Origin of the sequence: Clostridium sp. AF19-22AC (genome assembly GCF_003479085.1) — a bacterium.
Taxonomy (GTDB): domain Bacteria; phylum Bacillota; class Clostridia; order Lachnospirales; family Lachnospiraceae; genus Faecalicatena_A; species Faecalicatena_A orotica.
In genome coordinates, this window is sequence record NZ_QUGN01000014.1 from 1 (window position 1) to 22,996 (window position 22,996).

General features: G+C 42.6%; 26 protein-coding genes. 21 read left to right on the top strand and 5 right to left on the bottom strand.

Annotation, left to right across the window (positions count from 1 at the left end; all coding sequences use genetic code 11):
- The first annotated feature begins 168 nt into the window (after nucleotides 1-168).
- The 7 genes from DWX43_RS15950 to DWX43_RS15975 all read left to right on the top strand — a co-directional run bounded on the left by DWX43_RS15950 (nucleotide 169) and on the right by DWX43_RS15975 (nucleotide 4,280).
- A complete protein-coding gene (locus DWX43_RS15950) occupies nucleotides 169-822 on the top strand; it encodes a hypothetical protein (RefSeq protein WP_118620986.1) in 654 nt (217 codons plus the stop codon).
- Between the two features lie 88 nt (nucleotides 823-910).
- Entirely contained in the window at nucleotides 911-1,063 is a 153-nt protein-coding gene (locus DWX43_RS27390; RefSeq protein ID WP_243099331.1) for a hypothetical protein, read from the top strand.
- Nucleotides 1,042-1,314: a hypothetical protein gene (locus DWX43_RS15955; RefSeq protein ID WP_243099332.1), complete on the top strand. Its 273-nt coding sequence runs from the start codon at nucleotides 1,042-1,044 to the stop codon at nucleotides 1,312-1,314. The genes DWX43_RS27390 and DWX43_RS15955 overlap by 22 nt, the downstream gene beginning before the upstream one ends.
- A 55-nt stretch (nucleotides 1,315-1,369) precedes the next feature.
- Nucleotides 1,370-1,780 (top strand): VOC family protein, encoded by a 411-nt coding sequence (locus DWX43_RS15960; RefSeq protein ID WP_118620987.1) that lies wholly within the window; start codon nucleotides 1,370-1,372, stop codon nucleotides 1,778-1,780.
- A gap of 63 nt (nucleotides 1,781-1,843) precedes the next feature.
- Nucleotides 1,844-2,638 carry an MBL fold metallo-hydrolase gene (locus DWX43_RS15965; RefSeq protein ID WP_118620988.1) on the top strand — a complete coding sequence of 265 codons (795 nt, stop codon included), beginning with the start codon at nucleotides 1,844-1,846 and terminating at the stop codon, nucleotides 2,636-2,638.
- A 92-nt stretch (nucleotides 2,639-2,730) separates the two neighbouring features.
- Nucleotides 2,731-3,555, top strand: coding sequence for a nitroreductase family protein (locus tag DWX43_RS15970; protein WP_118620989.1), 825 nt, complete (start codon nucleotides 2,731-2,733; stop codon nucleotides 3,553-3,555).
- A gap of 263 nt (nucleotides 3,556-3,818) precedes the next feature.
- Nucleotides 3,819-4,280, top strand: a complete 462-nt coding sequence (locus DWX43_RS15975) for a YbhB/YbcL family Raf kinase inhibitor-like protein (RefSeq protein WP_118620990.1) — start codon at nucleotides 3,819-3,821, stop codon at nucleotides 4,278-4,280.
- Between the two features lie 271 nt (nucleotides 4,281-4,551).
- On the opposite strand, the gene DWX43_RS15985 is transcribed toward DWX43_RS15975, so the two are convergent.
- The 4 genes from DWX43_RS15985 to DWX43_RS27010 form a co-directional block, all read right to left on the bottom strand.
- Nucleotides 4,552-5,253: a hypothetical protein gene (locus DWX43_RS15985; RefSeq protein ID WP_243099334.1), complete on the bottom strand. Its 702-nt coding sequence runs from the start codon at nucleotides 5,251-5,253 to the stop codon at nucleotides 4,552-4,554.
- Nucleotides 5,254-5,255: 2 nt separating this feature from the next.
- On the bottom strand, nucleotides 5,256-5,981 hold the full coding sequence (locus DWX43_RS15990; RefSeq protein WP_182440727.1) for an ATP-binding cassette domain-containing protein: 726 nt from the start codon (nucleotides 5,979-5,981) through the stop codon (nucleotides 5,256-5,258).
- A gap of 72 nt (nucleotides 5,982-6,053) precedes the next feature.
- Nucleotides 6,054-7,082 carry a MerR family transcriptional regulator gene (locus tag DWX43_RS15995; protein WP_118620993.1) on the bottom strand — a complete coding sequence of 343 codons (1,029 nt, stop codon included), beginning with the start codon at nucleotides 7,080-7,082 and terminating at the stop codon, nucleotides 6,054-6,056.
- A gap of 148 nt (nucleotides 7,083-7,230) precedes the next feature.
- Nucleotides 7,231-7,800 (bottom strand): TetR-like C-terminal domain-containing protein, encoded by a 570-nt coding sequence (locus DWX43_RS27010; RefSeq protein WP_182440728.1) that lies wholly within the window; start codon nucleotides 7,798-7,800, stop codon nucleotides 7,231-7,233.
- A 214-nt stretch (nucleotides 7,801-8,014) separates the two neighbouring features.
- Here DWX43_RS27010 and DWX43_RS16005 point away from each other — a divergent pair, with 214 nt between their 5' ends.
- From DWX43_RS16005 to DWX43_RS16055, 11 genes are all read left to right on the top strand, one after another.
- Nucleotides 8,015-9,034, top strand: a complete 1,020-nt coding sequence (locus tag DWX43_RS16005) for a zinc-binding dehydrogenase (RefSeq protein WP_243099336.1) — start codon at nucleotides 8,015-8,017, stop codon at nucleotides 9,032-9,034.
- A gap of 21 nt (nucleotides 9,035-9,055) precedes the next feature.
- The gene (locus DWX43_RS16010; protein ID WP_118620994.1) at nucleotides 9,056-9,760 is read left to right on the top strand and encodes a hypothetical protein; all 705 of its coding nucleotides are present in this window, start codon (nucleotides 9,056-9,058) and stop codon (nucleotides 9,758-9,760) included.
- A complete protein-coding gene (locus DWX43_RS16015; protein WP_118620995.1) occupies nucleotides 9,757-10,428 on the top strand; it encodes a response regulator transcription factor in 672 nt (223 codons plus the stop codon). Before DWX43_RS16010 ends, DWX43_RS16015 begins: the two co-directional genes overlap by 4 nt.
- The gene (locus DWX43_RS16020; protein ID WP_118620996.1) at nucleotides 10,425-11,531 is read left to right on the top strand and encodes a HAMP domain-containing sensor histidine kinase; all 1,107 of its coding nucleotides are present in this window, start codon (nucleotides 10,425-10,427) and stop codon (nucleotides 11,529-11,531) included. Before DWX43_RS16015 ends, DWX43_RS16020 begins: the two co-directional genes overlap by 4 nt.
- A gap of 4 nt (nucleotides 11,532-11,535) precedes the next feature.
- Nucleotides 11,536-12,084, top strand: a complete 549-nt coding sequence (locus DWX43_RS16025; RefSeq protein ID WP_118620997.1) for a hypothetical protein — start codon at nucleotides 11,536-11,538, stop codon at nucleotides 12,082-12,084.
- 609 nt (nucleotides 12,085-12,693) lie between these two features.
- Nucleotides 12,694-13,065: a hypothetical protein gene (locus tag DWX43_RS16030; protein ID WP_118620998.1), complete on the top strand. Its 372-nt coding sequence runs from the start codon at nucleotides 12,694-12,696 to the stop codon at nucleotides 13,063-13,065.
- Nucleotides 13,066-13,266: 201 nt separating this feature from the next.
- Nucleotides 13,267-13,488, top strand: a complete 222-nt coding sequence (locus DWX43_RS16035) for a hypothetical protein (RefSeq protein WP_118620999.1) — start codon at nucleotides 13,267-13,269, stop codon at nucleotides 13,486-13,488.
- Nucleotides 13,489-13,644: 156 nt separating this feature from the next.
- Nucleotides 13,645-14,418, top strand: coding sequence for a protein-ADP-ribose hydrolase (locus DWX43_RS16040; RefSeq protein WP_118621000.1), 774 nt, complete (start codon nucleotides 13,645-13,647; stop codon nucleotides 14,416-14,418).
- Entirely contained in the window at nucleotides 14,399-15,226 is an 828-nt protein-coding gene (locus tag DWX43_RS16045; RefSeq protein ID WP_109733550.1) for a Sir2 silent information regulator family NAD-dependent deacetylase, read from the top strand. Before DWX43_RS16040 ends, DWX43_RS16045 begins: the two co-directional genes overlap by 20 nt.
- Before the next feature lie 81 nt (nucleotides 15,227-15,307).
- On the top strand, nucleotides 15,308-16,054 hold the full coding sequence (locus DWX43_RS16050) for a GntR family transcriptional regulator (protein ID WP_118621001.1): 747 nt from the start codon (nucleotides 15,308-15,310) through the stop codon (nucleotides 16,052-16,054).
- A 77-nt stretch (nucleotides 16,055-16,131) separates the two neighbouring features.
- Nucleotides 16,132-17,922 (top strand): adenine deaminase C-terminal domain-containing protein, encoded by a 1,791-nt coding sequence (locus DWX43_RS16055; protein WP_118621002.1) that lies wholly within the window; start codon nucleotides 16,132-16,134, stop codon nucleotides 17,920-17,922.
- Nucleotides 17,923-17,940: 18 nt separating this feature from the next.
- On the opposite strand, the gene DWX43_RS16060 is transcribed toward DWX43_RS16055, so the two are convergent.
- Nucleotides 17,941-18,651 (bottom strand): GntR family transcriptional regulator, encoded by a 711-nt coding sequence (locus DWX43_RS16060; RefSeq protein WP_118621003.1) that lies wholly within the window; start codon nucleotides 18,649-18,651, stop codon nucleotides 17,941-17,943.
- Nucleotides 18,652-18,898: 247 nt separating this feature from the next.
- Here DWX43_RS16060 and DWX43_RS16065 point away from each other — a divergent pair, with 247 nt between their 5' ends.
- The 3 genes from DWX43_RS16065 to DWX43_RS16075 all read left to right on the top strand — a co-directional run bounded on the left by DWX43_RS16065 (nucleotide 18,899) and on the right by DWX43_RS16075 (nucleotide 22,972).
- The gene (locus DWX43_RS16065; protein WP_118621004.1) at nucleotides 18,899-20,425 is read left to right on the top strand and encodes an NAD(P)/FAD-dependent oxidoreductase; all 1,527 of its coding nucleotides are present in this window, start codon (nucleotides 18,899-18,901) and stop codon (nucleotides 20,423-20,425) included.
- Nucleotide 20,426: 1 nt separating this feature from the next.
- On the top strand, nucleotides 20,427-21,623 hold the full coding sequence (locus DWX43_RS16070; RefSeq protein WP_182440729.1) for an iron-sulfur cluster-binding domain-containing protein: 1,197 nt from the start codon (nucleotides 20,427-20,429) through the stop codon (nucleotides 21,621-21,623).
- Between the two features lie 179 nt (nucleotides 21,624-21,802).
- On the top strand, nucleotides 21,803-22,972 hold the full coding sequence (locus DWX43_RS16075) for a helix-turn-helix domain-containing protein (protein ID WP_118621006.1): 1,170 nt from the start codon (nucleotides 21,803-21,805) through the stop codon (nucleotides 22,970-22,972).
- Nucleotides 22,973-22,996: the final 24 nt, after the last annotated feature.

Genomic DNA, 22,996 nt, shown 5'->3' on the forward strand with positions numbered 1-22,996 from the left:
TACAGTATGATAGGTGCTGTAACTGAGTTTATATTAATTTATGGAATGTTAGTATCTTACCGTTACACTGGTAATGCATGGGGATGTGTGCTGATTTTTATGTTTTTTTGGAGTGGAATTGGATATTAGAGCCACCTTGCAAGATAAGCAAGAAAAGGAGTATGAGGTATGGATAAAACCAGAGGATGGGATTATATGTGTCTTGCATTGTATGCATTTGCGGGACTGGGAATAGAAGCGCTTCTTGCATTTCTTATAGAACCGTTTTTATACGGAGGCGCCTTGAGTGAGTGGTCAGTTTTACAAAATATTGTTCATTGGGTCATAACATGTATTCTTTGGGGCATTGTTATTTTTCTGCTGATTAAAGAGGCAAAATGTAAATATGGTTTTGATCTGTTTCAGAAAACGGAGAGAATGAAACCGTTTCAGTGGATCGCTGTGGGCGCATGTCTGATATTTACATTGTCCGTGTCATATATTGACTGGGGTGGATTAAAGGTTGTAAAAGAGTTTTATTACAACGGAGTGCTGAAGTTTATATTTCAGTATATATATTATGTTTTTGAAACAGGGCTGTTTACACTCATCATCGTTTTTGGGCAAAAGGCATTTGAAAAATGGTTTGGGAATCAGAAATTTCCATATGGCGGAATCGTGGCTGCATTGACCTGGGGGGCAGGGCATATTTTGACAAAAGGGTCGCTCTTTGCGGGATTATTGACTATCCTTGGCGGATTTATATATGGGGTTACCTATCTGTTGGTCAATAGAGATATTAAGAAAACATATCTTCTGTTATTTGTCATGTTTGTGTTTTAAGGAACACATAAATGAAAAGATTAAGAGGCCGATAAATACTATTTTAGCCGTGGCAGGTTAAGTTTTGGCGCGGAAAGGAGGGGCAACTGTGAAAACGATCATTGACTTTTTAGAAGCAAATGTGAATGGCAAAACGCTGTTTACAAAGGAATTAGTTTATGAACTGGAGAATGGAGCATTACAGGCTGTTTTCGTTTTATATCTGCTTCGGGGAAACATGTGGCGGCGGAGGCCATTATAAGCGGTATTTATGATGTGCGTCTTGAACATGATGTGCTGAAATTATCGGAGGATCAGGCTTTATACCGGGATCAGCCTGTACAAGGCGGGCGTTTTAAGCCGGTAGCATTCCAATCGCAGCATCGTTTTTATAATAAGGACGGAAAGCTGCACTATGAGTATGATGGCAGGTGTTTTGATGTGGATACTAAATCAATGCAGCGCGTCGACAGTCCAGATACATTTCCTCCATTTATATCTATTGAAAAGTAAATACTCAGTCTGCAGAACTGTTCAATTAGAATTTGTATGAGAGGAGGTATTGATAATGAACGGAAAAGATGTACGTATCGGTGTGAGTCTGCTGGTCGGTGACATAGAAAATATGGTTCAATTTTATAGAGATACACTAGGCTTTCAAACTCAATGGAGTGGTGGACCTTTTGCGGATTTTGAAACTGCAAGTGGAGAACTATCGTTATTTATGTATAGCAGGAAAGAATTTGTAAAAGCAATAGGAGAAGACTATGTACTTCCAAAGGGTATCAATCAGACATTTGAAATCTCCCTTTGGCTATCCAATTTTGCTGAAGTAGATTTGGAGTATGAGCGTCTGTCAAAGTTGGGTGTGCAGTTTCCTACGGGAGAACCCATCACTTATCCTTTCGGTATCCGCAATTTTTATGTAGCTGACCCAGAGGGGAATTTGCTTGAAATTGGAAGTACAAGTGAAACATAGGCTAGAAACTCTACAAATTCCAGCTTGTCAGACTGAAAAATCTGAATTTGTAAAGGAGATTTTATGAGAATAACTTCATTAGTTGAAAATACGACTAAGTCAGAACTTAAAACAAAACACGGACTTTCCTTATATATTGAAACGAAATCACATAAAATTTTATTTGATTTAGGATCAGATAGCACATTATTTGAAAATGCTATGAAAAGAAATATAGATATTTCAAAAGTTGATACTGTTATTATTTCTCATGGGCATTTTGACCACGGAGGAGCATTGCAAAAGTTTTTAGATATTAATTCTGTGGCAAATATCTATGTGCAAAAGGAAGCCTTTGAACCACATTACAGTAAAACCTTATTCCTTAAAATACCAGTTGGACTTGATAGTCAGCTTAAATCTAATAGGCAAATCAAACTATTGAATGGTAATTATAAAATTGATGAAGAATTATCGTTATTTACAGTGAGTAAAACAAATAAATTTTATTCTCCTGCCAATAATGCTCTTTATGATAAAAAGGGCAAAGATACTTTTGTACACGAACAAAACTTGATTATTTCAGAAAACAAAGTAGTAGTTATTATGGGGTGTGGGCATGCTGGTGTTGTAAATATCATGGAAGAAGCAAAGAAGTATCAACCACATTTTTGTATTGGTGGTTTTCATTTGTTCAACCCACTTACAAAGAAAACAGTATCAAAAGAATTGTTAAACAGTATTGCTATGGAATTACAAAAGTATAAAGATATTGAATTTTATACTTGTCATTGCACTGGTGAAAAGGCATATCATTATCTATCTCAACAAATGGATAATATGAATTATATGTCTTGCGGTAATGTTATCGAAATCTAAGTATATATTTACTTGGATATTATAATGTGGCGCTGCCACAGGATGCTGCCAGTTGGAATGATTGACTGTCTGATTATACATGGAGGGGTAAAATGGAACAATTTGATGCACTGATCAAAAAGGACGGTTCAGGCAGGCTGACTATCGTTGAAATCCCATTCAATGCAAAAGAGGTATTTCATAAACCCAAGGGAACCGTTTATGTAAGCGGTACAATCAATGGCATCGAATACCGAAGTAAATTGCTTTCCCGCGGCAATGGAAAATTTGTTATGGTTTTAGATAAAGCGATGCAAAAGTCTATAGGGTTTGACGGGCAGGAAATGACTGCGAATATCACGATGTCCTCCGAAGATTTGGAGTCCGTTGCAGGTAAGTCTGATAAGATTACCGATGTAAAGTGCGGTCTGGATGTATTCAACGCCATAAAAACACGGCAGAGCATACGAAAATTCACGGCCAAATCAGTCAGCCAGGATATGGTATCCGCCATTCTTTATGCGGGTATGTGCGCTCCTACGGCAAAGAATAAGCGCCCATACCATTTTATTGTGATAAGAGACAGATGTGTGCTATCCATATTGGCCCGGCACAATTCAAATGCGGCTATGCTGGAGCACTCCGCAGGTGCAATTACAGTTTGCGGCGATAAAAACAGGGAGGGGATCAAAGAGTTCCTGTATGCAGATTGTGCCGCCGCTGCACAAAACATACTGCTCTGTATTCACGGCTTAGGTCTTGGAGGCGTTTGGTGTGGGGTAGTACCCAATTCTGATTGGCGAAAGCTGCTCATTGAACAATTGGCACTCCCCAATAAGCTGGAACCCATTTCCGTGATTGCATTTGGCTGGCCGGACGAAGAAAAGGAATTGTGTCCCCGATGGGAAACGGCAAAGGTTCATTATGATAAGTGGTAGCACGTTTACAGAATTGCTGTCGTATTGGTAAATGCTACTTTAAGTGTAGAAGATGCAGGCCGGTTTTTATTTTGAAATATGTGGAGATTGCCAAAGAAAATAAGATGAAAAAATGTAATATAATTGAAAAATGTTACTGTTGAAGATAATGGAGATTGACTATAAATGCGGAATGTATCTTATAAATATATCTGCGCATTGTTGGTAAAAGACAACGAGCGCTTTTGGCTAATAAGGCGTATCGAATTTGAGAGGGTAAGCGAATGGAGCATTTGATGATTACATCCCCCTGTTTTGAACACGGGGGGATGATTCCAATAGAGTATACCGGGTATGGAGCGGATAGCTCTCCCGAATTGGTGTTGACTGGGTTAAGCAAAGATGCTGTATCTATCGCAATCATTATGAATGATATGGACCATCCAATATCAGCCTATAATCATTGGGTCATTTGGAATATTCCCGCCACATCTGTAATCCCAGGGAATATCCCACATGGGGAGCATGTGAATTCTTTAGGTGGTGCTGTGCAAGGACTTGGCTATGGTAAGCACAGATATCGAGGGCCAAAGCCACCATTTCGGTGGTCGCATATTTATCACTTCAATGTGTTTGTGGTGGATTGTTTTCTGGATTTGCCTAGTACCTCCAAGAAAAAGGATTTAACGGAAGCTATGCAAGGACATATTTTGCAGCAAGCTGTTTTATCAGGGCATTATAGATGAAGTACGTCTTGTTGGATGAAGGTATTTGGTGAACGAATCATTGCTCAGGAGGAAAAAGAAATCAGGGAACTGGAAGAACTGGCCGGAGGAAAGAATTGCAAAGAACATAAAAGCAATTCAAAACGGCCGTTTAGATCAGTTGAAATAAAGCTTGTACGGAATTGCCGGTGCTGATCTTGATGTACCCGGCAGTCCCGAAAAGCAGGAGATGGATCTGCAGGCTGTGGATTCCTGCTATTGATACACTGTTTTATTTAGGCAAACTTTGCCACTATATTTCCATGCGGTTTACTTTGTGGGAGACATTAATGGTGAGCAGAATACCTCCAATCAGAGCCGCTACTGCGAGGAATAAAACTGGTAGAAACTGCTCATTGATTGCCGCTACAGGATTTATCAAAAGCATACTTATTATAACAGCGGAAATAATGGTTACAGAATTTGACTTTTTGATAAAGCCGATGCTGATCGCGCATAACGCTATACCGTCCGCAAGGCACACCAGTACCAAAGCGTTCCTAAACGCTAACATAAAATCGCCCAGTACCAGGGTATCATTTACCATTTGGAGAACTGAATCTGTCCCGATAAAAATTAGAAAGCCACCATATTCAGTTAAGAACATTGTGGTGCTGATGAAAAGCAAAATTACCGCCGCTTTTGCCCATACAACAGATTTGCGGTTTATGGGATAGCTGAATAAGAGGATTGCACCCACGCCACAGTATTCTTTTGTCAAATAGCGATAACCCATAGCAGAAGCCAATATCGAAAAAGACATTAAAGCAATCGCATTACAGATTGCCGCGATTCCTTGATAGGTGGAGAATAGGATAGCTGCATTTTTGTCTCCTGAATCCAAATGGGGCACCCATGCAAGTATGTATGTCAGCCCCATAATGCACACGAATATGGCAATAGCAGAAAGAAAATAAGGCTTTATGTTTGTTTTTTTTAGCTCTAATTTTAGCATGTTCATGCTCCTGCACCTCCGCTCATAATCTGAAAGAAATATTCCTCCAAGCCGTTCGGGTATTGTTTCTTGATTTCGGATAAAGCCACCTCTTGCACAACGTTTCCGTTTGTAAGAACGCCAACCACATCCGCGATATGCTCAATCTCGCTCAGAATATGGCTTGAAATAAGGAGTGCCATGCCGTCTTTTGCCAGAGATAAGAACAAATTTCGTATTTGCCGGATTCCCATAGGGTCAAGCCCGTTGATTGGCTCGTCTAAAATCAAAACCTGCGGAGAGTGGCTGATTGCCCGTCCGATAGCAAGCCGTTGTTTCATTCCAAGAGAAAATTTAGAAACAGGCTGCTTTCCTGTATCGCCAAGCCCCACCATTTCTAATACTTGCTCGATTTTCTCAAAGCTGTGTTCCATGTAACTTAAATGAATATCCAAGTTCTCTCTTGCGGATAAATGGTCATAAAAGACGGGCGTTTCAATCAAAATCCCCATTTTTCTCAGGAAGTCTTTTTTGTCAATGGACAATGTTTCCCCCTGCACTTTTATGTTTCCGGCAGTCGGGGATAGCAAGCCTGTGATTAACTTAAACATGGTGGTCTTGCCTGCGCCGTTTGCACCAAGAAGTCCGTAAATCGTACCGCTTTGCACGGTTAGATTACACCCCTGCAAAACCTCCTTGCCGTCAAATACCTTTGTCAAATTACAAATTTCTACTGCTGTATTCGTCATAATGATTGTTTCCTCCCTTTACCAATAAGCTTAAGGGTGGTGGTAACCCCCAAGTCAATAGGGGATTTTTCTTTATTCCAAAGGGATAAACACCTCGTAAAAATTGCGCTCTGTATGCCCTGAAAGCTCAACAAAACGAATGAAAATATAGACAACACCCTTGAAGGTTTCTTTATGTTCTTCTGCCCAGCCATAGGCGGCAAAAAACATTTTTTCCATAATGGAATCGTCGTGACTGTCTGCTTCCAATATAGTATGCAGACATTTACCGCTTTCAAGATATGTTTTTTCTCCAGCTTGCACTTCTTTTACAGCACGCCTTACAAGGCACATCTTTGTCCCTTTATACCCGGTTTGGTCAAAGGTAACTGCACGAACAAGACTTGATAAAATATCGTCCTCTGGCAAATCCATGAATGCAAGCACTCTATCCTTGTAATCATTAAGGGAAGATACTGCATCAAAAGTTTCAAGCACCAAATATAGCGGCAGCTCTTTCACCGTGAATAACTTAGACGAAAGGGCAGCATACTCACAAAAAAACTTTGTTTCGGCAAGACGTTTTAGAATACGCTGTTGTATGCGGATATTATTTTCTACCTCGCTTATTTTTCTACTTAACGAGGTGATACCGTTACGCTCCCCGGATTCCATAAGTTCTTTTATTTCAAGCGGCGTAAAACCGCGCTTCTTGTAAAAATCAATGGACATTAAGCGGGAAGCATCCTCAAAGGTAAATTCACGGTATTGGCTGTTTTTGTTTCTTTGTGGCTCTATCAGCCCGATTTCCTCGTAATAACGCAGTGTTTCCCTCGTAAGTCCGAGGTTTTTATAAATATCATTGGCACGATAAACAGCATTGTTCTCTGAATCCATGCGGTTAATTTTATGTAGTTCTCCCTGCAATTCGGGATTATCATCAACTATAACTTTGTTTGTAGAAAACCGATTGTCCACCGGTTTTTCAGCGTATGCGGGTATTAGCCATGTTTTGCCCTTTTTCATTGCCCCTGCAATTTTTCCTGCCTTGCAGTAGTAAGCCACCATGCGGCTTGAAACATTCCATATTTGTGCCATTTCACTGGCTGTTAAATAACCCATTTTGTTTCCCTCCTACAGCCATGATACTTCGTATATCTGAAATTTACAAGACTGCTACAATAGAGGTTTTTTGCAATTTCCGCAATTGGTATATTTTTGCACCTCTGAAAATAGGGGGAATTAATAACCTATCCACGGTGCACCCGCATTATCGTACTGTGCTCCATATAGCAGGTACGCAGTTCTCTATAATCTGGGCAACCACTTCCTCTGACTCATGGCATCCGGTATCTACCCAACGCCTCAGAACCATTGTAAAGCCTGCCTGGAAATAGACAAAATAATAGAGCATTTCTGATTCTGAGGTGATACCTGCGGCAATACATTTGGGTTTTATGATTTGGTTCCACATAGGCTCATATCCCTGTTTTAGTGGAAAGTCCCTGCGCTGCTTTAATGCTGTCCGGTAAAAGCAGGCGTGCTTTTTAATGTGGCGCAGAAAAGGGATGAACGGCCACATGGGGAATACGCTGTCCTTTTCCTGTGGGCTGCCGGAATAGCTTTCCAACAGTTCTTCATTCAGATGTTCTTCCATCTGTTCCATGATCTCATAGACATCGGAATAGTGGGCATAGAAGGTGGATCGGTTTACATGGGCAGTTTCACATATGGACTTTACGGTAATCTTTTCAAAATCAGTTGTCTCTAAAAGCTCCAGCATTGTGGCTTTCAATTTCTTATCCATATCACGAAATCTTTTGTTATTCTTTGTATTCATCAAAAATCTCCTTTATTCCAACACGAATTGACGTATTGATGATTGAACAGTGCGGAAGCTGGTGATAAAATCATAATACAAAACAGGTATAATAGCAACACGCGTTGGGAAAAAGAACGAAAATGCCTTATTTTTAATATTTCTAAAACAAAACTCAAACAGAATGAAAACGAACAGATGATATTCTCAGATAGCATTGTACTGATATGGAGGAATGGAAAAGATGAAAGCGGCAATTTATTTAGGAAGAAAGCAGGTAGAGGTGAGAGAACTTCCCCTGCCGGAATGCGGGGAAAATGATGTTTTGATCAAGAATATTTATTCCAGTATTTGCGGAACAGATGTGGCGGTCTATCAGCATGGAGCGAATACAGGACACAGGATTGCTGTTGGAGGGGAATTTGGCCACGAGACAGTATCCAGGGTTGCGGCGGTAGGTAAAAATGTGACGGAATTTCAGATAGGGGAAAGAGTTTATCCATATCCCCGCTACGCCAAAAATGACACCAGACGGGCGGGTACCATTGGCGGATTTTCCGAATATATCCTTGTACCGCAGGCGAAAAAGAATTATTCCCTGTATGACGTGCCGGAACAGATTTCAGACCGGCTGGCCTGTCTGATTGAACCTTTTACGGTGGGATGCAGGGCGGCCAGGCGGGGACAGCCGAAGCCGGGAGAAAAAGCTATAGTGTTTGGCTGCGGAACCATTGGTCTGGCTGCGGCAGTCGCTCTGAAACATTTTGGTATGGAGCAGGTAATGGTCTGTGATTTATCAGATTACCGGCTGCATATTGCAGGAGAACTCGGATTTGACGTCTGCAATACAGTAAAAGAACCTGTGTGGGAAAAAGCAGAGGAATATTTTGGCACGGCGCCGGCTCTTATGGGGGATACGGCGGATGCGGACATCTTTCTGGATGCCGCAGGCCATGAAAGTATTCTGGAGGATTTTATGGCGCATGGGAAAATAGGCAGCCGCTTTGTGTCCGTGGCAGTGAACAATTCAATGCGTCAGCTTGACCTGCTTCATATGACTTACGCACAGAAAAGCATCATTGGTTCCGGCGGATATTTTCCCGAAGATGTAAAGGATGTCATGGACATGATGGCAGGCGGAAGATGGAATCTGGAATCTGTCATTACCCATGAATTTTCGATTGATGAGATTGACGAGGCAATCCGGACGGCATCGGATGCAGATCATGCATTGAATGTGGCAATCCGGTTTTAATCATGCAGGAGGGAGCTGCAGATGGGTTTACATTGGCTGAGTTCAGGTAAAAAAGCGATAAAGGAGATCAGCAGTGCGGTCCGGGAAAATAATAATGCGTCCGACAGCCGTTCCCTGCATATTACCGGGGCTGTAGGCGGTTTCAGCATTCTTCTTGGCATGGGAAAGATTGCGTCAGGGTTGTTTTCCCTGTCGGGGTTTGTCTGTATGAATGGCGGGTATACCCTGGGGATGGCATTAGCGCGGTACTGTGCGCTGGCGGGTTTAGTGAAGAAGGACGGGCGGAGAAGCCAGTATGATTATTACCGTCTGGCAGGTGCAGTTATGGTGGCGGCAAGCCTGCTTTATGTAGCATATTCCCTGTGGACAATCTGGCATCCCAAAATGGTGTATTATGGGAAAATTACTGCGATCACCATTGCTACGATCACTTTTACTGAAATTGGGGTGAATCTGCGGGGAGTCATGAAATACAGGAAAGCAAAATCCCCTGTGCTCCATGCGATTAAGACCATCAGCCTTGGAACTTCCCTGATCTCTCTGGTGCTGACCCAATCAGCGATTCTTGCATTTGCAGATGATGTGCAGAATCCATCCGTGAACGGGCTGCTTGGTTCTATCATGGGGGCTGTGGCCGCTTTGCTGGGCGGATATCTGATCTGGCGGATCGTGAAAATGGAGGCGCAGAAAAATGCCTGTCTGGAAAGAAAGGAAGAGGAAAGATGATTTCTATACTTGTGGTAGATGATGACGCAAAATTGACGCAGAGTGTCTGTGCATATCTGAATAACAGCGGATATCAGGCAAAAGGCGTACTTTCAGTGGAGCGTGCCTATGAAGAAATGTACGGAGCGCTTTATGACCTGATTATTTCTGACATCATGATGCCGGGGACTGATGGATTTGCATTTGCGGAGAATGTCCGCAGGCTCAACAGACGGATTCCAATTCTATTCATGAGCGCCAGAGATGATATGATATCGAAACAGAAAGGGTTTGATATAGGGATTGATGACTATATGGTTAAACCCATTGACATGAGTGAACTTCTGATGCGGGTCAGGGCGCTTCTTCGGCGTGCCAATATTGAGGAAAGCCGGAGGCTGGTGGTGGGGAAATTAATTCTGGACGCGGACGCCATGACGGTCATGTACGGCGATGAGGAGATTACCGTTACGACACGGGAATTTAATATTATGTTTAAGCTGCTGTCTTATCCGAACCATACCTTTTTCAGGGCGCAGCTTCTGGATGAGTTCTGGGGTGTGGATAGTGACACAGGGCTCCGTGCAGTGGATGTTTATGTGACAAAGCTGAGGGATAAGTTTTCTGTCTGTAAGAACATACAGATCAAGACAATCCGAGGTCTGGGATATAAGGCGGTGATCCTATGAAGCAGGAGGAAAAAACAACAGATCCGAGAATATCCCGGAGCTATTTTGTATTCCCCATTTATCTCGCATTGTTTTTTGCAGTGGGTACTTTGATGATGCTGCCCACTGTTTTGTATGGGGGCATCCATTTGATCCGGGATGAGTCCGGGCCTTATGTAAAATGGTATTTTATTTACTGTGTTGTAGTTACGGCTGTGATTCTGTCGGCGCTCAATCTGCATAAGTACATGACGGTGGAGCGCCCGATCCGCAGGCTGAGCATTGCTGCGAAGAAGGTCGCGGAGGGAGATTTCTCCGTATACCTCCCGCTCCGCCACGCGCCCAATGATATGGATTATATTGACACCCTGTATATGGATTTTAATAAGATGGTGGCGGAGCTTGGTTCCATTGAAACGCTGAAGAATGATTTCGCAGCAAATGTGTCCCATGAAATGAAAACGCCCCTTTCCGCTATCAATAATTATGTACAGCTATTACAGGGAACAAAACTGGATACTGTGCAGCGGGAGTATGCAGACGCCATACTGGAAAGTACAAAACGCCTGTCTACCTTGATTTTTAATGTTCTAAAACTCAATAAACTGGAAAGTCAGAAGATACAGCCGAAGCCCGAAAGGTATGACCTGTGCGGCCAGTTGGCCGAGTGTGCCATTGGGTTTGAGGCGGTCTGGGAAAAGAAAGGGATTGAATTTGAAGCGGATATGGAAGATTGTGCTTATGTGGAGGCGGACAGGGAGCTGATGGGACTGGTGTGGAACAACCTTTTATCTAATGCGTTTAAATTTACGGATGCAGGCGGTACAGTGGGCATACGCCAGTATTCTGACAAGGAATATATTACGGCAGAGGTATCTGATACAGGATGTGGTATGTCAAAACAGACCATGAAGCGGATGTTTGATAAGTTTTATCAGGGGGATACTTCCCATGCAACGGAAGGAAATGGATTGGGGCTGTCGTTAATTCTCCGTATATTGCAGATGAGCGGAGGGACGATCACGGTGAAAAGCACAGAAGGGAAAGGAACTGTTTTCCGTGTGAGGTTCCCGGTTTCCCTTATGACGGAAAAGGAACAGGAAGGTAAAGAACAGGAGGAGTGAACGCATGGCAGAAGTCAGTAAAGTCGGATCCGAATATGTGGGTTACGAGTATAAAAGAAAGGAAATATTGAAGGAACATGCTTCTTTATATCTGGACAGTTATCCCTGTTTCGGATGGGAAGAGGATCCAAATACAGGGATCGCACAGGAGCGGACCCAGCCGGGAGGGTATGTGACCTTAAATTTCCGGCGGGACAGGAAGATATGCAATAAGGTGGAACTGACCAGGCTGCAGAGAAATTTTGACGGCTGTATTCTGGAAATTGACAGGCTGGAAAAGTCGAAAGCCACCCTTGCAACAATTGCAGCAATGGTGATTGGCGTTACGGGCACTGCCTGTATGGCAGGCTCCGTATTTGCAGTGACTGTAGATCCACCGCTTATTACGCTGTGTATCATTCTTGCCATTCCGGGATTTGCCGGCTGGATTGCCCCCTGGTTTGTGTACCGGGTGCTTATCAGAAAAAGGTCGGCCAAGATACAGCCATTGATCGAAGATGAAATGGAAGAACTTTATGAGGTGTGCAGGAAAGGGAAAGATCTGTTGATATAGGGAGTGTAATTGAAAGTAAGAAAAAGAATCGTCAAAGCCGGCGGTTCTTTTTTATCTTATAGGAAAGTGCGCCTATAAGATAAAAAGCCCTCCCGGCGGGATGCACACTGCGGCGTACAAGGTAGATGTCGCGAGGCGACCGCCGCAGGCGCGAGTTTCGCAAGCGAAACTCGTTTTTATTCCTTTGTTTTTAATATTACAGAAACAAGATTCAATTAAAAGTTAAATATTTCTGCTGTATTCTGTTTTCATCAGATCAATACAGTGACAGGAAATCTGGTACAGAAAACAGATAAAGTCTGCAATAATATCATGATACTGCAGACAGAATGGGAAAGGAGGAAATGGGATGTTAAAGGTTGTAGTAGCAGCAATTGTTGTAATAGCGGCAGGTGTCGTGGCAGTGTTTGTAAAGAAAAAGAAATAAATGGGGTACAGGCGGTCTGGTAATGGGTATTGAAGACATGTAAAAAGGAGGATTTTATCATGAAGAAAGCAGTATTAGGTATTGGAGCGGGAGTTGGTGTTATCTTAGGAGTAATTGTAATTATATCCTTAGTACAGTTAATAGCCAAATAATAAAACCTAAATAAAAACGGAGGAGATATTATGAAAAAGAGTAATTTTGTTGCCTTGATCCTGGGAACAATCGGCGGTGTGTTTTTTGCACTGGGTATGTGCATGGCATTGATCGAGGAATGGGGCATGCTAAACAAGGGGATTATCGTTGGTGTCGCCGGTCTCGTTATCCTGCTGATCACATTGCTTGCGTGGAGAAAAATGGAAGGGAAAGAACCCATTAAGCTGAATGCGAAAACAGTAGGTTCTGTAGCGGTTGGTGTTATAGGTGCTCTGCTGCTGGGTATAGGCATGTGCCTGACGATGGTATTTAATAAAATGATCCTTGGCATCGTAATCGGGCTGATAGGAATTGTTGCCCTGCTGATGCTGATTCCACTTATGAAAGGGATTCGAGACTAAGGTATTGAACCTGACTGCCGCTGCATTTTGAGTAGATATGTGGCGGTTTTTATCATATAAGAAGCTTTGTTCTGGATGTGACGTAAATAAAACAAAAATGGAGGGAAAAAAATAAGGGCATATTCTTCCATTTTACAACGGTTTTAGGGGTGGAACCACCTATACGGGAATTTTTGTATACGCATATAATGGAATGTATTCATGTTAGAAATGGAAAGTGAAATGTTAAGTATTCCTGATATTCGATCCTACAACCTATACTATGGATGGTATCTAGGAGATGATGTTGCTAAGAATGTAACAAAGCCTGAATCTATTCAGAAACAAATGGAAGCAATGCCGGTAACAGTTGTTCTTGCAGTGGTTATGCTCGAAGTCCTTCCAGTAAGGAAGTATAGGAAAAGTGATCTTCTCAAAATGTAACCGTTGACATTACAACGAGCCCCAAGTATATTATAAGGCAGTAGAGTGTGTAGGAAATATAGAAAGAGAGCTTGCTTCAATTACTTTAGAAGATGTGAGACGTGATACAAAAAAGTATATTGATGCAAAACAGGTTATTGTGAGAAGAGGATAAGAATGAATCAGAGTGAGAGAAGAATGTTTTTAATCCGGGAACTTTTGCAGGAGGATGACAGATACAGCGGCATGAGCATACCAGATCAGGAAGAAGATCAGAAACAGCTCCTGCGGGGACTCATGAATATCCGAAGCCCTAAAAAGATCAGCCCACAATTTCTTGCGGTGCAGGACAAGTACTTACAGGCCGAAACGAAAGCAAAAGGCGTGACTGAGCTGGATGACTTAAGACCTGTGTCGGATGGCCTGTACCTTTGGAAGGGAGATATTACAACCCTGCATTGTGATGCGATTGTTAATGCGGCGAACAGCGGCATGACGGGCTGCTATGTGCCTAACCACCGCTGCATAGACAATTGTATCCATTCCTACAGTGGAATCCAGCTCCGTCTGGAGTGCGCAGAGCTTATGGAGCGGCAGGGGCATGAAGAACAAACGGGCAAAGCGAAGATAACAAAGGCCTATAATCTGCCCTGCAGCTATATTTTGCATACAGTCGGACCGATTATCCAGGGAATTCTGACAAAGGAAGATTGTGAACTTTTGGCAGGCTGTTACCAATCCTGTCTGGAACTGGCAGCAGAAAAAGAACTGGAAAGCATCGCCTTTTGCTGTATTTCAACAGGGGAATTTCATTTCCCAAATGAAAAAGCAGCGGAAATTGCAGTGCGGACCGTGAAAAAGTTTATGGAGAAGAAAACCAGTATAAAGAAGGTGATTTTTAATGTTTTCAAAGAAACAGACAAAAACCTCTATGAAAGATTGCTCCGGTGATCCGGAAATATTTCGAAGAAAGCTGCGGGAAGCCGATACGGTAGTAATCGGGGCCGGCTCTGGTCTGTCCGTTTCTGCCGGTCTGACTTATTCGGGGGAACGGTTTAAGACATATTTTGCAGATTTTATTGAAGCATATCATATGCCGGATATGTACAGCGGCGGGTTCTGGCCGTATGAATCACTGGAAGAATACTGGGCATGGTGGAGCCGTCACATTTTCTACAACCGTTATGTAGATGCACCAAAGCCCGTATACAAAAATCTGTTAGAGCTTGTAAAGGATAAGGACTATTTCGTAATTACTACAAATGTGGACCACCAGTTCCAGAAAGCCGGGTTCGATAAAAAGAGGTTGTTTTATATGCAGGGGGATTACGGTCTGTGGCAGTGCAGTGTACCATGCCATCAGGAAACATATGACAACGAGGCAGTTGTCCGGGAAATGATTGCGCGGCAGAAAAACAGAAAAATTCCCACGGATTTAATACCAAATTGTCCGGTTTGTGGGAAACCTATGACAATGAATCTGCGGTGTGACGGAACTTTTGTGGAAGATGCAGGATGGCATGAGGCGAAGAACCGTTATGATGAATTTATCCGCAGCCACGAAGAAATGAAGGTTTTATTTTTAGAATTGGGTGTTGGGGCAAATACGCCGGTCTGGATCAAATATCCTTTCTGGCAGATGACAGCCGCGAATCCAAATGCCACTTATGTCTGTATTAATTTGGGAGAAGCCATCGTGCCAAATGAAATCAGGCACCAGTCCATCTGCATTAATGGAGATATTGTGGATTTCATCTAATAAGGTTTATCCGGTAAGGGGTTATCCGTTAAAAATGAAAAGCTGATTGACAGCCATTTAGACCAGTGCTATAATCGTTACATGAATATTGAACCGGTAAGAAAAAATAGTCTGACAGATTCGGTCAGACACCAGATTGTTGATTATATTAAGAATAATGAGAAGAACGGTATTCGTAAACTTCCGTCAGAGAATGATTTATCCAAAGCGCTTGGTATCAGCCGTGTAACACTGAGACGTGCGTTAGGTCAGCTGGAATCAGAAGGTATGATTATGCGGAAGCATGGTCAGGGAACTTTCGTGAACGAAGAAGCATTGAAAGTAAAAGTGAATCTCTCGGAGATGATTGATTTCAGTGATATTATCCGCCGGGCAGGACAGAAGCCCAGCCATGAGATCAACTTACTCTGTGAAAAGAGTGCAGATGCAGACATGGCACAGTTACTTGATGTGGAACAGGGGGAACCTCTGGTTGAAGTTGAGTATGCATTGTATGCCGGTAAAGTTCAGGCAATTATCGCAAGGGGATATTTTCCGAAGAGGATATTAGATGACATTCCGTCAGATGAGGTTTGGAATGCACATTCTTGTTTTGAGATATTAGCCCAATACGGGCGTACATTAGTGGAATGTGACAGAGTGAAGCTGCAGGCTGTAAGCAGGCAGGAAATGGAAGAATATCTGGGACATGAAACAAAGATTATGAATCAGACAGTCCTTCAGCTCTCATCAGTAGGATTTGACCAGAATGTAGTTCCGGTAATTTATGGAGAGGCATTTTTCGATACAAATATCATACAGTTTGATTTGTATAGAATCAAAAAATAAAAACAGGCATTGTCCTGTTTTTATATAGCAACTATCAAAGGTAATACCTTAATACCTATTTTCAAAGGAGGAAACGTATGCGAGTAGAACCAAAGGACAGAAGGAAACTTGTCGATGCAGCAATGGGGCGTATCCCATGTGATCTGGTAATCAAAAATGCGAAGATGGTGAATGTGTTTACGGGTGAGATTTATGAAGCAGAAGTGGGTATTTGTGACGGATTTATTGCACATATACAGTGTGACCCGGACCATCTGGGCAGAGAAGAAAAACCAATGGAGGGCAAAGAATACTATGATGCTGAGGGGGCTTATCTTACACCCGGATTCGTGGATGCGCATATCCACATTGAGAGTACAATGATGACTCCAAGATATTTTGCGCAGGCGGTCGTGCCGCATGGGACGACAACCGTCATTACAGACCCTCATGAGATTGGTAACGTACTCGGGGTAGAAGGGGTTAAGTACATGCACGAATGCAGTGAAGACCTGCCGATGCGCCAGCTTATACTTGCGCCATCCTGCGTACCTTCACTGCCTGGGAAAGAAAATGGCGGGGCAACTTTTGGGACAAAGGAAATCAATGAACTATTTGAATTAGAACGTGTGGCCGGACTTGCGGAAGTCATGGATTATTATGGGGTTATGAATAATGCTGAGAGGATGGTCAGCCTGTTAGGGGAATGCCTGGGAAAGGAAAAATTTGTCCAGGGTCATGCATTCTGTATTTATGGACGTGAATTATCTGCCTATGCATGCGGCGGTCCAATGAGCGACCATGAGGCGATCGGAGGAATTGACGCCAGAGACAGAATCCGTATCGGCATTAATGTAGATGCAAGGGAAAGTTCCATATCACAGGATATTAAGAGTATCATCAATAGCGTGAAAGACTTCCGGTATTTCGATAACATTACATTTGCGACAGACGATACGGAATCGGATGATATCCTGAAGAGGGGGCATGAGAATTATATTGCAAGAATGGCAGTAGAGACGGGCCTGGACCCGGTAGACGCTATTAAAATTGGTACAATTAATGCAGCAAGAGAAGCCGGAATCAAGAACATTGGGGCAATCGCTCCCGGGTATGCAGCAGATTTGCTTGTAATGGATGATCTGAAACAAATGGAACCGAAAGCGGTATTCTTTGGCGGCAGACTGGTTGCCAAAGACGGCAGAATGGAAGTAGAGATTGCGGAGAAACAGTATGACGTAGAGAGCAGAAATACAGTAAACTTAGGTGACATTTGCGAAGAAAACCTGAGGATAAAAGCTCCGATTGAGAATGGGGAGATGGACTGCAATATCATTCTGTTTGACCACGAAAGAGGGTTCTTAACGGAGTTCAGAGAAGAAAAGATTAACATAAAAGATGGTTATGTGGATATTTCAGCAGATGAAGATTTAAAATACGCAGTCGTTATTAACCGTTATGGACTAAAAACGATGGGAAAGGCCATTGTCCGCGGATATGGTATTAAGACAGGGGCGGTGGCAAGCACTGTAGCACACGACTGCCATAATGTTGTCGTTATTTATGATAAGCCGGAAAATGCATTGAAAGCAATCACACGCTTAAAAGAAAATGCGGGCGGCTATGTAAGTGTGATGAATGGTGAAGTACTTGCAGAAATGAAACTGTCGGTTGCAGGGCTGATGTCCAATACCCCGATTGAAGTGATTGCCGCGCAGAGCAAAAATTTCAAAGAGGCACTGAAAACGATGGGAATGACAGGCGTCGAATTCCCACTGTTCGTCATGGCCATCCTGCCATTACCGGTTGTTCCGAATGCCCGGCTGACAGACCTTGGAATGATAGATATTATTACACAGCAGTTCATTCCTATTTTCAAAGAAGAATAGTGTGCTTCCTGCACACCGCTATCCGGCAGGATAATTTTTAGCTAGTATGTCTATCCAATGATCAATTGATTTATTAATAAGAAGGGCAGCATCTTTTGTGTCCTTCTTTTTTATTGCAGATAAAAGCAGGGTCAGCGGCTCCGCAAACTTTGCCTGTGGTTCTGCTTCAATAGTCATTTGATAAAACAAGATATACAGTGGTTTAAATGTCTGCATGATCATAGGGTAATAGATATTTTTGCCCGCAACAGCGATTTCATGATGAAATTGAAATCCAATCTCAGGAAGGTGCTCAGATTGTTCAGGATCTTCTGCACGCCTGACAAGGTCTGAAAGGATGACAAAAGATTCTTCTGTCCCATTTTCACAGGCCAGCAGGGTGGCCTTTAATTCGATACTGCGACGGAAATTGATAATCGGTTCAAGAATATCAAAACTCAGATTATCATCGGTATATTCCATAATCTCCTTCATCGTATTCATATTTCCATTTCGGATATAGTCTGAGACAAATACCCCCTGACGCGGCACTGCATTCAGAAAACCGAGGTCAGTCAGACGGGTAATCCCCCCATGTATCACTGCAAGGCTTACATTCATTTCTTCAGCAAGCTGACGTTCGGGCGGCAGCTTGTCTCCAATCTGTAAATCACCGGATAAAATCATACGCTTCAATTCATTGACAAAGAGATCAGTCAGGCTTGGGGCGACCAGTTTTTTAAATCCCACGGGTATTTTCTCCTTTCAAAACACGTTCAAAAATCTGTTTATAACAAGAACAATTATATGAAACTACAGCGTGATATGTCAAGGGAATTATGGAAGGCGGCTTGTTTTCCTGGCATTTTATGCGATATCATGCGTGATTATCTTGACAATCTTGTTTTCCGGGTATATCATCTAAATAAAGAACGTGTTATAACACGCTCTGTTATAAACAGTGAACAGGAGTAAAAGAAAGGAGAGAACGGCTAAAATGAGTAAACATTATGATGTGATCGTAATCGGAGCGGGAAATGGTGGGTTGTCTGCTGCGGCATTTACGGCGAAAAACGGACTGAAAACATTGCTTGTGGATAAACACAACATTCCGGGCGGCAGTGCCACCAGTTTTGTGAGGGGGAGGTTTGAATTTGAAACGTCCCTGCATGAGCTAGCCGCAGTAGGGACAGAGGCGAATCCCGGGCCGATCCGCAGGCTGATCGGGGCGCTGGGGGCTGACGTTGACTGGTTCACTGATATGGCGGGAACTTTCCGTTTAGTGGTACCAAATGAAGGAATTGATGCGGATATGCCCTGCGGCATTGATAATTTCTGCAGAAAGATGGAGGAGCTTGTTCCGGGCAGCGGTGAAAGTACAAGGGAGGTATTCCGGCTGGCTGCTTTGGGAACAGAGGCAAGGGACTACCTGATGTCACCAGATTATGATTCAAACGTATTCGAAGAAAAGTATCAGGACTTTTACCGGATGGCAGGACATACCATCCATGAAGTACTAGACAGCATTGGGATGCCAATAAAGGCACAGCACATTCTGTCCTCTTACTGGTGCTATCTCGGAGCACCGGAAGATCAGATGGACTTTATGAATTATGCTACCATGCTCCTCACCTATGTTATATACGGGGCAGGCCAGCCGAAGCTGCGCTCTCATGAGATTTCTCTGGCACTGGAGAAATCGGTAAGAGATAAAGGCGGCGATGTGTGGTATAACACAGAGGTTACCCGGATTCTTGTAAAAGACAGAAAGGCTTACGGCGTGATCATTGACGGCAGGGAATATGATGCAGAGTACATTGTCAGCAGTGCTTATCCCGATAAAGTATATGGTTCCATGATAGATGCAGAAGAGGTGCCGGAGCGTGCCGTGAAGTTGGTAAACAGCCGGGAACTGGGATTATCATTTGTCACGGTCTATCTGGGCATGAACAAAACGGCTGAAGAACTGGGCATCACTGCTTATTCGAATTTCGTAGCACCTGTTTCTGACTCGAATGAACAGCAGCGGCTGGCAAGCAATACCCACGAATATTGCGGATATTCCATCATGAACTGTCTGAATAAGATTATTCCTGACTGTACTCCGGAGGGCACGAGCCAGCTGTTTTTCACAACTTTCTTTTTTGGGAATGGATGGGATGATGTAACACCGGAAGAATATAACCGGTTAAAAAATGATATAGCAATGAAAATGATTGAAGATTGTGAAAAGGGGCTCGGAATTACGATTAAGCCATATATTGAAGAAATTGTGATTGCAGCACCGCCGACCTTTGCCCGGTATCTGAACACGCCACAGGGAACACCTTACGGATATCAGATGAATATGTGGGATGCTTTTATCCAGAGAACTGTCGCAAGAGACAAAGAGAAGTTTATAGACAATCTGTATTTTGTAGGCGCGTCTACACACCGCGGAGACGGTTACAGCAGTGCGTATTTATCCGGGCTTGATGCCGGGTCAGAAATTATGCGTGCACAAAAAGAAAAGGAGGCGTTGTAAGATGAGTAAACCATTCGCAGAATTAGATCCAAATACATTCAAAGAAATAGAAGCTGAAAGACAGAAAAGAATCGACAATGCTTCTGCCGCTTCCATTCCGGAAACATTTCCGGTCAATGAACTGGCAAAACGGCTCCATCCAAACCGCCAGTATATGAAGATTGAAAAGGTTACTGAGATGGCACCGGATGCAAAATGTTACCGCCTTGTTCCCGACCCGTCACACGGGACTACAGAATGCGCCTATTTTCAGGCAGGCCAGTACCTAAATGTGTTTATGGATATTCAGGGAATGAAGGTAAACCGGGCTTATTCCATCTCCTCCTCTCCGAAAAGTGCACTGGAGGGCTTTTATGAGCTGACCATTAAATCCGTGAATGACGGGCTGGTATCCTGCTATATTCTGGACCACTGGAAAGAGGGAGATGAAGTCGAAGTATCAGGACCGTCAGGCTTCTTTACGTATTCACCAATCCGAGATGCTAAGACAATCATCGGAATTGCCGGAGGAAGTGGAATCACCCCGTTTTTATCTATGGCCCGTGCTATTGTAAATGAGGATGAAGATTTTAACATGGTCCTGCTCTATGGCAGCCGGAAAGAGGATATGATTCTTTATAAGGCAGAATTCGATGCCCTTGAAGCGGCATGCAGCCGTGTGAAGGTGGTACATGTTTTATCTGATGAAAAAAGGGAAGGTTATGAGCACGGTTTTGTGAATGCAGAATTAATACATAAGTATGCACCGGCTAATGAACCATTTTCCGTATTTTTATGCGGTCCCCAGGCTATGTACCAATTCGTGGACAAAGAGCTGGAAAGTATGAATCTGGAAAGAAAATATATCCGGCATGAATTGTTTGGTGAGGTTCACAATCCGGCAGAACAGGAGGATTATCCGGGCTGCGAAAACAGTACGGTGCAGATTACCGTTTCCATCCGTGATGAGACAAAGACAGTTGTAGGCAGTGCAAACGATTCTGTTCTGCAGACCCTTGAAAGAAATGGAATTGCTGTGCCGTCAAGGTGCCGCAGCGGGGAATGTGGTTTTTGCCATTCCCTGCTTAAATCAGGGAATATCTATATTCCTAAGAGTGTGGATGGCCGCAGGCTGGCAGACTTTAAATTTGGTTATATCCATCCGTGTGTGGCATTTCCACTGTCTGACCTTGTAATTGAGATTCCGGCAGATAAATAAGTGATAGAGGTTTCAGCAGAGGACACCTTAGTTGTGGTATCCTCTGCTATTTGTTTTAGACGTAAAAATTAATTTCGGTTTTCTTCTTTTTTAGTTCAGTTTAGATAGCAACAGAAAAAACTATTGTGCTTTTGCAAAGTGTTCATTTATAATATAGAAAAAGAAAAGGAGCTGCATAAATGGAAATACCGGGCCTTAGTGAAGAAAAGTTTTGTAGATACTTGGAAACTATATTAAATGTTCCAATTGTAAAAGTGAATCAAAATGGAAATGTTTTAATAAAATATGCGGAAATTCATGAAAGTACCTGTCCGGATTTTTCTAAAGAAGAGATTACAAATGCGATTGACTTAAAAATCGGAATTATGAAGCGTGATGATGACAGCTTATATGGCACAGTTACTGATCTGGACTTGAATGTTTTTCTTATAGGTCCGCTTAGACCGATGGAAAATGAAAGAAAACTGACACAAAACAGAAGCTATTATTGTCTTTTTACAACAATAATTAAAACAATGTTAATGCTTTATGAGTATCTTACGGGCATAGAAGTTAGTTTTATAGAGTTTTTTCAAATGGGAGAGAATGCCAAATACCGAAGAATCATAGAAGAGCATCGAACCAGGTATCATTTTAATCAACAGGAAAATGGATGGATTCATAATTCTTATATGCAGGAGAAGAGAGAGCAAAACGCGATTCGTGAAGGTGATATTAAAAAACTGGAAAGCGCTTTAAGCGAGCCGGTAATTGGAAAATTAGGTGTAAGCTCTAAAAACAGAATACGTTCCGTAAAAAACAACTGTCTTACTGTAATTGTATTGTCAGTGCGTTCAGCAATAGAAGGTGGATTAGATTCCGAAGAAGCTTTTCGCTTAAGTGATATTTTTATGGCTCAGGTAGAAAATCAAAATGATATAGAGCAGTTGGTTAGAATTACTAGAAATGCTGAATTTGAGCTGACAGAACTAGTAGCCAGAAGGAAAAAGGAAAAGTCGGCGAAAATCAGTCCTTATATTGATAAGTGCAAAAAGTATATTTACAAGCATCTGCACGAAAGAATATCTGTTGCGGATATGGCAGATGAGATGGGGTTGACGGAGAGCTATCTTTCGAATGTTTTCCGTCAGGAAGAAAATATCACAATTACGGATTATATTATGCAGTTGAAAATATACTATGCGCAGAACCTGTTGACTTATTCAGAATATAATTATGATGAAATTGCATATTATTTTGGCTTCTCATCAAGAAGTCATTTCGGCTCAGTATTCAAAAAGATTACCGGTCTGACTCCTAAGCAATACAGAGACCAGTATCGGATAAAAGAGTTTTTTAAAGAATCATAAAAGTAAAAGCAAGTTTACTTTCTA